Below are 8,418 nucleotides of genomic sequence, written 5' to 3'. Positions count from 1 at the left end.
CGCCACTGGCGGTGTCCGAGTTGCGGCACCCGGCACGACCGGGACGTCAACGCCGCCAAGAACATCGCCGTCGCGGCCGGGCTGGTCGAGACGCAAAACGCCTGCGGAGCGGACGTCAGACACGAAGATTCTCCTTCCGTGCTGTCTGCGGTGAACCAGGAACCCCAACCCGCGAGGGTCGGAATCCCACGCCTCTAGGCGGGGGAGGATGTCAAAGCCGGGTCCGGATCTCCCACAGCTCCGGGAAGAACCGTTCGTCGCGGCGGGACCGCAGGTACTCCACGCCGCTCGACCCGCCCGTCCCCGGCTTGTGGCCGATGAGCCGCTCGACGGCCAGGGCGTGCCGCATCCGCCACGCCGCCCAGGCCTCGTCGTGGTCGAGCAGCGCCTCCGCGACCGCCAGCAGGTCGCTGTCGGGCCGGCCGCTGCGCAGCAGCCGGACCGGGTCGCCGACCCCGCGACGGCGCAGCAGCACCCGGTACGCCTCGGCGAGGCTCGGCTCGCGCAGCCGGCCTTCCAGCCGGGCGGCGTCGGCGCTGCCCGGCGGGGCGACGCCGGCGTGTCCCCGGCCGCGCAGGCCCGACAGGTACTCGATCTCCCGGTACCGGATGGACTGGAATCCGCTGGCGGTGCCCAGGTGGGGGCGCAGGCTGGCGAACCCGGCCGGGCTGATCGTGGTCAGCGTGTCGAGCTGGGTCACCAGCAGCCGGTCCACCCCGGCCACCCGGCGCAGCCGGTACAGCGCGTCCGGCACCGTCCCGGCGAACAGGTCGTCGCGGGCGGCCTCCAACTCGTGCAGGATCAGCTCGAACCAGATCTCGAACGCCTGGTGCACCAGGACGAAGAACCGCCCGTCGGGGTGGTCCGGCACCTGCTGGGTCGCCGCCAGCAGCGCGTCGAGGTGCAGGAATGAGCCGTACTCGACGGCGGGGGACGCCACCATGGTCGACTCGACGCCGTGATCCTGGTGTGTCGTCATCGCCGCTCGCCCCTCCGCCCGGTCGGCGCGCTGGTCGCCACCGACGCTCGCGGGTGAAATCTCCCAGCGGCGCGGCGGCCCCGGAATCCACCAACGCCCACGACGATCGGGGGCGGTCCGGGCCGCCCGGTCGACCGGCCCGATCGGGCGGGCAGCGTCGCCGTCGGCCGGGCACCCGCCCCCGCGACCGACCGGCGGCGCGCCGCCGCGGTCAGCGGTAGACCCGGCGGACCCGGGGCCCGACCCGGGTGAGCAGTTCGTTGGGGATGGTGTCGGCCGCCGCCGCCCAGTCGGCGAGGGTCGGCTCCCCGGCGGTGCCCGGCCCGAACAGCACCACCGGGTCGCCGGCGACGACCGGGGCGTCCGGCACGTCCACCACGAACTGGTCCATGCAGACCCGGCCGCTGATCCGCCGCCGCCGGCCGGCCAGCAGCACCCGGGCCCGGTTGCCCGCCGCCCGTGGCACACCGTCGGCGTACCCGGCGGCGACCAGGGCGAGGGTGGTCTCCCGGGTGGTGACGTACTCGTGGCCGTAGGAGACCGGAGTGCCGGCGGGCACCCGGCGGGCCAGCACCACCGGGGCGCGCAGGGTCATCGCCGGCACCAGCTCGACCGGCGGCGGCCCCGGCAGCGGGTTGATCCCGTACACGGCGATGCCGGGGCGGATCAGGTCGTACGTCGCCGCCGGCACGGCCAGCGCGGCAGCGGAGTTGGCCAGGTGCCGCAGCCGCGGGGTGAGCCCGTGCGCGGCGGCCACCTCCAGTGCCTCGTCGAACGCCGTGAGCTGCCGCGCGACGGACGGGTGCCCGGGCCGGTCGGCGTTGGCCAGGTGGCTCCACACCCCGACGACGTCCAACTCGTCCCCGGCGGCCTTGCCGGCGGCGAGCACCAGCTCCGGCCAGCGGGCCGTGGTGGCGCCGGCCCGCGCGGCGCCGGTGTCGACCTTGAGGTGCGCCCGGGCCGACCGGCCGGTGCGCCGAGCGGCGGCGACCAGCTCGTCGAGCACCCAGCGGTCGGAGACGGACACGTCGACGTCGCCGCGCACGGCCGGGGCGAGGTCCTCGCCGGGGCGGGGCAGCCAGCACAGCACCGGGGCGGTGATCCCGGCCGAGCGCAACGCCAGCGCCTCCGGCAGGTACGCCACGCCGAGCCAGGTGGCGCCGCCGGCGAGGGCGGCCCGGGCCGCCGGGACCAGGCCGTGGCCGTACCCGTCGGCCTTGACCACGGCCATGACCTCGACGGCGCGCAGCCGGCGCAGCGCGGAGACGTTGTGCGCGATGGCCGCCAGATCGATCTCCGCTTCGCACCCGACCATGCGGCGAGTCTGGCCGCCGGGGCCGGGGGACGCAGTGCCTGATCGGGCCGTCCGGTGTGGGGCTCCGCGCGACCGGCGGCGGCGCGGCGCGGCCGCGGGACGGCCGGGATGGCGACGGCACGATCCGGTACCCCGACCGGGCCTGGTCGGGTACTCCGACCGCGACGGTCGACCGGCGGCGGCGAAGTGGGTCCCTGTTCCGGGGGCGTGCCGGCCGGGGGGCCGTTCTAGCGTCCCTGGCGCGGCCCGCACGACTTGAACAAGGCGGGACGCCGACAGGTATCCACGGACCGGTGGGAGCGTGCGATGGACGAACAACAGGCGGTGGAGCTGGTCACCCGGTTGGTGGCCAGGGGCCGGGGGGTGGACGTGCGCACCCTGACCCCCGAGACGAGCCTGGTCGACGACCTCGGGTTCGACTCCCTCGACGCCTCGGAGCTGCTCGCCGCCCTGCACACCGAGACCGGCGCCCACGTGCCCCTGTCCGACCTGTCCGACCTGCGCACGATCGGCGACATCGGCCGTGCGCTGACCAAGCAGGAGGTCACCCCGTGATCACCGCCACCGGCCGGCACATCGACCCCGAGGACCCGGTCTGGATCCTCAACCAGTACCGCGCGGCGGAGGTGCACGGCGCCGGCGCGATCATGCGCATGGCCCGGCTCGCCGACACCGCCCAGCTGCGCAGCGACCTGTCCCGGCACCTGCGGGACGAGGCCGTGCACGCCTGGCTGTGGACCCGGGCGATCGAGGACTTCGGCGGCGAGGTGGTGGACGTCGCCCAGCCGTACCAGGCCCGGCTGTCCGCCCACTTCGGCATCCCGAAGACGCTGACCGACATGCTGGCGCTGACGCTGGTCTCGGAGCGGCGCGGTCTGTCGGAGTACGAGCTGCACGTGGGCCAGGAGGACCTGCCCCAGGCGATCCGGCGCCCGCTGCGGGCGATCATCCGGGACGAGGCGTGGCACGTGTCGTACATCGAGGACGCGCTGAAGGAGAAGGCCCGGGAGGACCGCGGGGTCTACGACATCATCGAGCGGGCCGAGCAGGCCGACGTGCACGCCGTGGCCGAGCTGGAGGCTGAGGCGGCGTCCGCCGACCGGTGACCCCGCCTCCGGCGGTGGCGACCCGCTTCGCCCTCGCCGCCTTCCCGCCGTAACCCGACGACGATTGGCGACGACCGTGACCCAGCTCGACCTGTCCCCCGCCGTCACCTGGCCCGCCGGGTACGCCACGGATCCCGGCCTGTCCCTCGAAGAGGTCGTCCGGCCGTACGGGTCGGCGGCGGAGGTGGCCTTCCTCGGTGCCGACGGCGCCCGGGACGCGGCCAGCTACGACGTGCTGGCCCGGCGGATCGCCACCGCCGCACACCGGCTGCGGGCGGCCGGTCTGCGCCCGGGCGACCCGGTGGCGGTGACCCTCACCAACGACCTGCCGACGGTGACCGCCGCGCTCGGCGTGTGGGCGGCGGGCGGCACGCTCGTCTCGCTGCCCCCGCCGCCGCGGCGGGGCGGGGAGGTACACGCCCAGCGGTTCGGCGCCGTGCTCGACGCGATGGACTGCCGGCTGCACCTGACCGACGCGCCCGACACGCCGCCGCTGACCGACCGGATGCGGGCCGTGCCGATCGCCGCCGTGCAGGGCGAGGAGCGGGTGCCCGACCCGGAGCCGGCGATTCCCGACATCGCGCTGGTGCAGTTCACCTCGGGCAGCCTCGGCACGCCGAAGGGCGTGGCGGTACGCGGGGACATCTTCGCCGGGCACATCAAGATGATCAGCCGGTGCTTCGACCTGGACCCGGCCCGCGACCGGGTGGTTACCTGGCTGCCGCTGTACCACGACCTCGGCTTCGTCTGCTTCTTCGGCTCGGCGTTCTACGCCCGGACCGCCCAGACCCACAGCAACCCCAAGTCGTTCGTGCTGGACCCGGCGAGCTGGCTGACCATGCTGGCGCGGGAGGGGGCCACGGTCAGCGGCGCCCCGAACTTCGGCTTCCGGCTGGCCTCCCGGGTGCCGTATCCGGAGGGGCTGGATCTGTCCCGGATGCGGTGCTGCCTGAACGCCGCCGAGCGGGTGCTCTGGTCCGACGTGGTGGACTTCCACCGGGTGGCCGGACCGCTCGGCTTCCCGTGGGGGGCGATCATGCCGGCGTACGGGCTGGCGGAGGGGACGGTCGGGGTCTCCTGCTTCCTGGCGGGCCGGGGCCCCGTACGCGGCCCGGACGGGCACGTCTCGCTCGGTCCGCCGCTGCCCGGCAGTCAGTACACCATCTCCGAGTCCGGCAGCCTCCTGCTGGGCGGGGACTGGCTGTTCGAGGGCTACTGGACGGCGGAGGGCTTCAAGCCCCGCGACCCGGGCCCGTTCGACACCGACGACGCGGCGTTCCTGCACGACGGCGAGCTGTACGTCATCGGCCGCCGCGCGGACGTGGCGTCGGTGTCCGGGCACAACGTGTTCGCCGAGGACGTCGAGGCGGCGGCGCTGGCCGCGGGCGGGCCGCTGCTGCTGGGCTGCGCCGCCTTCAAGCACCGCGGCGAGGGCGGCGGCGAGCGTTTCGGGCTGGTGCTGGAGATCTCCCCACGGACCAAGAACGCCGCGCCGGAGGTGGCCCGCGCGGCCCGCCGGGCGGTCACCGAGGCGCTCGGCACCCGGGTCGCCCCGGTCCTCGTGGTGCAGCAGGGGGCGATCCCACGGACCACCTCGGGCAAGCCACGCCGGCCGGTGCTACGGGATGCGGTCCTCGGTGGCGAGCTGCCGCCGCGCCGAGTCCTGGCCGAACTCCCCTGACCGCCCCGCCCCACCCCACCTCCCCCACTCCCGCCCCCGCCGGCCCGCCCCCGCCGCCCCGCCGGCCCGCCGCTCCGGTCGATCAAGAGGTTTGCGTCAACGTCGACGCCGTGGACGACGCAAAGCTCTTGATCGACGAGGACCGGCGGGCCCGGCGACGTGCAGGGCACGGGGCCGGGCGGCGGGGGTGGGGCGTGGACGTGGCGTGGGACGGGTGGGGTGGGGGGCGACTCGGTAGTCGCCCCCCGGGCGGACTCACGGGTGGGGCGTGTCGGCGGCGGTCAGCCGCTCCAGCTCGGCGTCGAAGCGGGGATCCGGCCGCAGCAGCCGGCTCGCGACCAGCTCGGTCAGCACCTCGTCGGCGCCGCCCCCGATGCGGGCCAGCCGCACGTCGCGCCACCAGCCCTCGAGTGGGTAGTTCGTGGTGTAGCCGCGGGCGCCGAAGACCTGGAGGCAGTCGTCGGTCACACGTTCCACGATGTCGCACACGACCAGCTTGAGCGCGGCGACCTCGTGGGCGAACCCCTCGCCGGCCGTGCCCCGGGCGACGGTGTCGCGCAGCGCGGCGCCGGCGACGCCGAGCCGCGCGTGGGCGTGGGCCAGCCGGTGCCGGACGGCCTGCTTGTCGAGCAGCGGGCCGTCGCCGACGATCCGCCGGCGGGCGTGCGCGGCGGCCAGTCCCAGCGCCATCCGGCCGGCGGTGAGCAGCTGCGCGCAGATCGAGAGGCGCTCGAACTGTAACAGCCGGCTGGCGTACGCCAGGCCCATGCCGGGGGCGCCGAGCAGCGCGTGCGGCGGCAGCAACGTGTCGAAGGCGACCTCGCCGACGTCGCAGGAGCGCAGGCCGGCGGTGTCGAAGAAGCCCTCGACACGGACGCCCGGGCTGTCCAGGGGGACCAGGAACAGGGCCAGGTCGCGGGGTCCGCTTCCGGCCACCCGGGCCACGGCCAACAGGTGGGTCGCCGCGCCCAGGTTCGACACGTACCGCTTGCGGCCGACCAGCCGCCACCCCTCCGGCTCCTGGGTGGCGGTGCTGCGGATGCCGGCGAGGTCCGACCCGCCCTGCGGCTCGGTGGCGCCGAAACAGCCGACGGCCCGGCCGGCGAACGCCTCGTCCAGCAGTTCCCGCTGGGCGGCGTCGGCGCCCAGCCAGCTCAGCGCGCCGATGAACACCTCGCTGTGGCCCATCGCGGCCAGCGCCAGCCCGCTGTCGAACTCGCTGAGCTCCTCGGCCATGGCGACCAGCCGGGGCAGCCCGCCGGTCGCACCGGGCGCCCACCGCTCGCGGAAGACGCCGTGCGCGGCGAGGGTGGTGAGCACCTCCCGGGGGAGGTGCCCGTCCACCGCCCAGCCGCGCCGCCGCTGCGGGTCGACGTCCGCGAGCGCGCCGCGGACGAGCCCCCGGTAGTCGAGCTCCGTGGCCGTGGCCGGCACGGTCATCCCACCAGCTCCCGCCAGTCGGCGTGCGCGGTGTTGCCCCCCGTGGTGAGGTCGTTGTACCGGGCCGCGAGCTGCTGGGTCACCGGACCCACCTTGCCGCTGCCGACGGTCCGGCCGTCGACGTTGAGCACCGGCACGATGCCGGCCGCCGTGCCGGTGAGGAAGCACTCGTCGGCGTGGTAGAGGTCGGTGCGGACGAGCACGTCGGTGCGGGTCGGGATGCCGTCCTCCCCGGCGATGGTGAGGACGGTGTCGCGGACCACGCCCTCCAGGGCGCCGGAGGCGAGGGTCGGGGTACGCAGCTCACCGTCGCGCACGACGAAGATGTTGTGCGCGTAGCCGTCGGTCACGTGGCCCTCGGTGTTGAGCATGATGGCCTCGTCGTACCCGCTGGTCAGCGCCTCCTGCAGGGCCAGGTAGGAGTTCAGGTACTGGCCGGTCGCCTTCGCGGCCGGGGGCAGCACGTGCGACGGCATGCGCTGGAAGCTGGACACCTTGGCCTTCACGCCATGGTCCTTGGAGCCGCCGACGAGCGGGCCGTTGGGGGAGGCGATGATGGCCACCCGGTACGGGGCGGTGAGCGGGTTCGGCCCGGGACCGAGGAACACGATGGGCCGCAGGTACGAGTCGGTGAGGCCGTTGGCCCGGATCACCGCCCGGCACCCCTCGGCGAGGTCGTCCACGGTGTACGGCAGGGAGACCATGTAGGTGGCCGCGGAGCGGGCCAGCCGGCGCAGGTGGTCGGTGAGGCGGAAGAGGGCCGGGCCCTGCGGGGTGCCGTGGCAGCGGATCCCCTCGAAGAAGCCGATCCCGTAGTGCAGGCCGTGGGCGCTGACGTGCACGTGCGCGTCGTCCCAGTCGACCAGGGACCCGTCCAGCCACACCTTGGCGTCGGTCATCACGCTCTCCCTCCGTTGCCCCACTGCTGCTGCTCCGGCGCGGACGCGATGCGGCGACGGAGGTTGACCACTGCGGGGTCCGGAGGCTGCACCGTCTCCTCGGCCAGCAGGCCGTGGTTCAGGGCGACGGTCACCGCCACCGTCCGGTTGGGACAGTTGAGTTTGGCCAGGACGTTGCCGACGTGCCGCTTCGCGCCGTGCTCGGAGATGCCGAGCCGTCGGGCGATCTGCTTGTTGCTGAGCCCTTCGGCCAAGAGCTTAAGAGCCTGCCGTTCCCGCGGCGTGAGCATGAAAGGCGGGTCCGACCGGGGCTTGCCAGCGGTACGCAGCTCGTCGAGAATGCGCCGCGCCAGGGACCCGGGGATGGGCATCTCCCCGTGGCGCAGCTTGTGCAGGCTGTCGGCCAGGACCGTGCGGTTCAGGCCCGGCTCCAGCAGGAACCCGTCGACCGACAGCGCGGCGACCTCCGGCAGCAGGGCGTCCTCCGGCTGGCGGAGCAGGAACAGCGAGGACGTGCCGGTACGCGCGGCGGCGGCCAGGACCGCGTCGGTGCCGCCGGGCGGGCCGTCCGCGGAGACGATCAGGACCTGGTAGTCGCCTGTCTCCAGCAGTCTGGTGGTGGCGAGCGGGTCGCCGCCGGGCTGCACAGTGGTCACCATCGGCAGGTCGGCCAGCATCTGGCTGAGTCCGCACCGGGTCAGCTCGTTCTCGATGGCCACCAGGACCGCGAGCCCTGCGGTGGCCGACGGGCGTGGGCTGACACTCACGTCTTGCATGTCTCTTCCTCCCCAGGGCCCGGGCGGGCCCCTGCACACGCCCGGGCGTACGGAGCCCGCGGCCGGTGTGGCCGGGGGGGCCTCGACGCCCGTTGGAAATGGCACATGAGCTTGTGGCTCGGCCAGCCGGAAAGATAGATATCCGAACTGGTCGATCATTCCTGACGGGGATGTTAACGGTCCATGGCTCTCGACACCACAAAAGTGGAGTGACTACCAAGA

9 protein-coding genes are annotated in these 8,418 nt (G+C 74.6%); 4 read left to right on the top strand and 5 right to left on the bottom strand.

What is annotated here, in order from left to right; all coding sequences use genetic code 11:
* Positions 1-198: zinc ribbon domain-containing protein (locus ABGB16_RS26515; RefSeq protein ID WP_347670807.1), on the top strand; the 198-nt coding region annotated here is incomplete at its 5' end.
* 13 nt (positions 199-211) lie between these two features.
* On the opposite strand, the gene ABGB16_RS26510 is transcribed toward ABGB16_RS26515, so the two are convergent.
* Both ABGB16_RS26510 and alr read right to left on the bottom strand, forming a co-directional pair.
* On the bottom strand, positions 212-979 hold the full coding sequence (locus tag ABGB16_RS26510; RefSeq protein WP_347670806.1) for a tryptophan 2,3-dioxygenase family protein: 768 nt from the start codon (positions 977-979) through the stop codon (positions 212-214).
* A gap of 211 nt (positions 980-1,190) precedes the next feature.
* Positions 1,191-2,294 (bottom strand): alanine racemase, encoded by a 1,104-nt coding sequence (alr, locus tag ABGB16_RS26505; protein ID WP_347670805.1) that lies wholly within the window; start codon positions 2,292-2,294, stop codon positions 1,191-1,193.
* A 306-nt stretch (positions 2,295-2,600) separates the two neighbouring features.
* Here alr and ABGB16_RS26500 point away from each other — a divergent pair, with 306 nt between their 5' ends.
* The 3 genes from ABGB16_RS26500 (at position 2,601) to ABGB16_RS26490 (ending at position 5,081) form a co-directional block, all read left to right on the top strand.
* Positions 2,601-2,849 (top strand): acyl carrier protein, encoded by a 249-nt coding sequence (locus ABGB16_RS26500; protein ID WP_347670804.1) that lies wholly within the window; start codon positions 2,601-2,603, stop codon positions 2,847-2,849.
* Positions 2,846-3,400 carry a ferritin-like domain-containing protein gene (locus ABGB16_RS26495; RefSeq protein ID WP_347670803.1) on the top strand — a complete coding sequence of 185 codons (555 nt, stop codon included), beginning with the start codon at positions 2,846-2,848 and terminating at the stop codon, positions 3,398-3,400. The genes ABGB16_RS26500 and ABGB16_RS26495 overlap by 4 nt, the downstream gene beginning before the upstream one ends.
* Positions 3,401-3,464: 64 nt before the next feature.
* Positions 3,465-5,081 carry an AMP-binding protein gene (locus ABGB16_RS26490; RefSeq protein ID WP_347670802.1) on the top strand — a complete coding sequence of 539 codons (1,617 nt, stop codon included), beginning with the start codon at positions 3,465-3,467 and terminating at the stop codon, positions 5,079-5,081.
* A 255-nt stretch (positions 5,082-5,336) separates the two neighbouring features.
* Here the strand turns inward: ABGB16_RS26490 and ABGB16_RS26485 are convergent, their stop codons facing one another.
* Genes ABGB16_RS26485 through ABGB16_RS26475 form a run of 3 tightly spaced genes read right to left on the bottom strand, consistent with a single transcriptional unit; the run spans position 5,337 to position 8,196 of the window.
* The gene (locus ABGB16_RS26485; RefSeq protein ID WP_347670801.1) at positions 5,337-6,521 is read right to left on the bottom strand and encodes an acyl-CoA dehydrogenase; all 1,185 of its coding nucleotides are present in this window, start codon (positions 6,519-6,521) and stop codon (positions 5,337-5,339) included.
* Complete coding sequence (locus tag ABGB16_RS26480) at positions 6,518-7,420, bottom strand: branched-chain amino acid transaminase (protein WP_347670800.1); 903 nt, start codon at positions 7,418-7,420, stop codon at positions 6,518-6,520. Before ABGB16_RS26480 ends, ABGB16_RS26485 begins: the two co-directional genes overlap by 4 nt.
* Positions 7,420-8,196, bottom strand: a complete 777-nt coding sequence (locus ABGB16_RS26475) for a response regulator transcription factor (protein ID WP_347670799.1) — start codon at positions 8,194-8,196, stop codon at positions 7,420-7,422. The genes ABGB16_RS26480 and ABGB16_RS26475 overlap by 1 nt, the downstream gene beginning before the upstream one ends.
* Positions 8,197-8,418: the final 222 nt, after the last annotated feature.

This window comes from Micromonospora sp. B11E3 (genome assembly GCF_039871625.1).
GTDB lineage: Bacteria > Actinomycetota > Actinomycetes > Mycobacteriales > Micromonosporaceae > Micromonospora.
The sequence above is the reverse complement of the archived record's forward strand: the minus strand, read 5'-3'. Positions and strand labels throughout refer to the sequence as shown.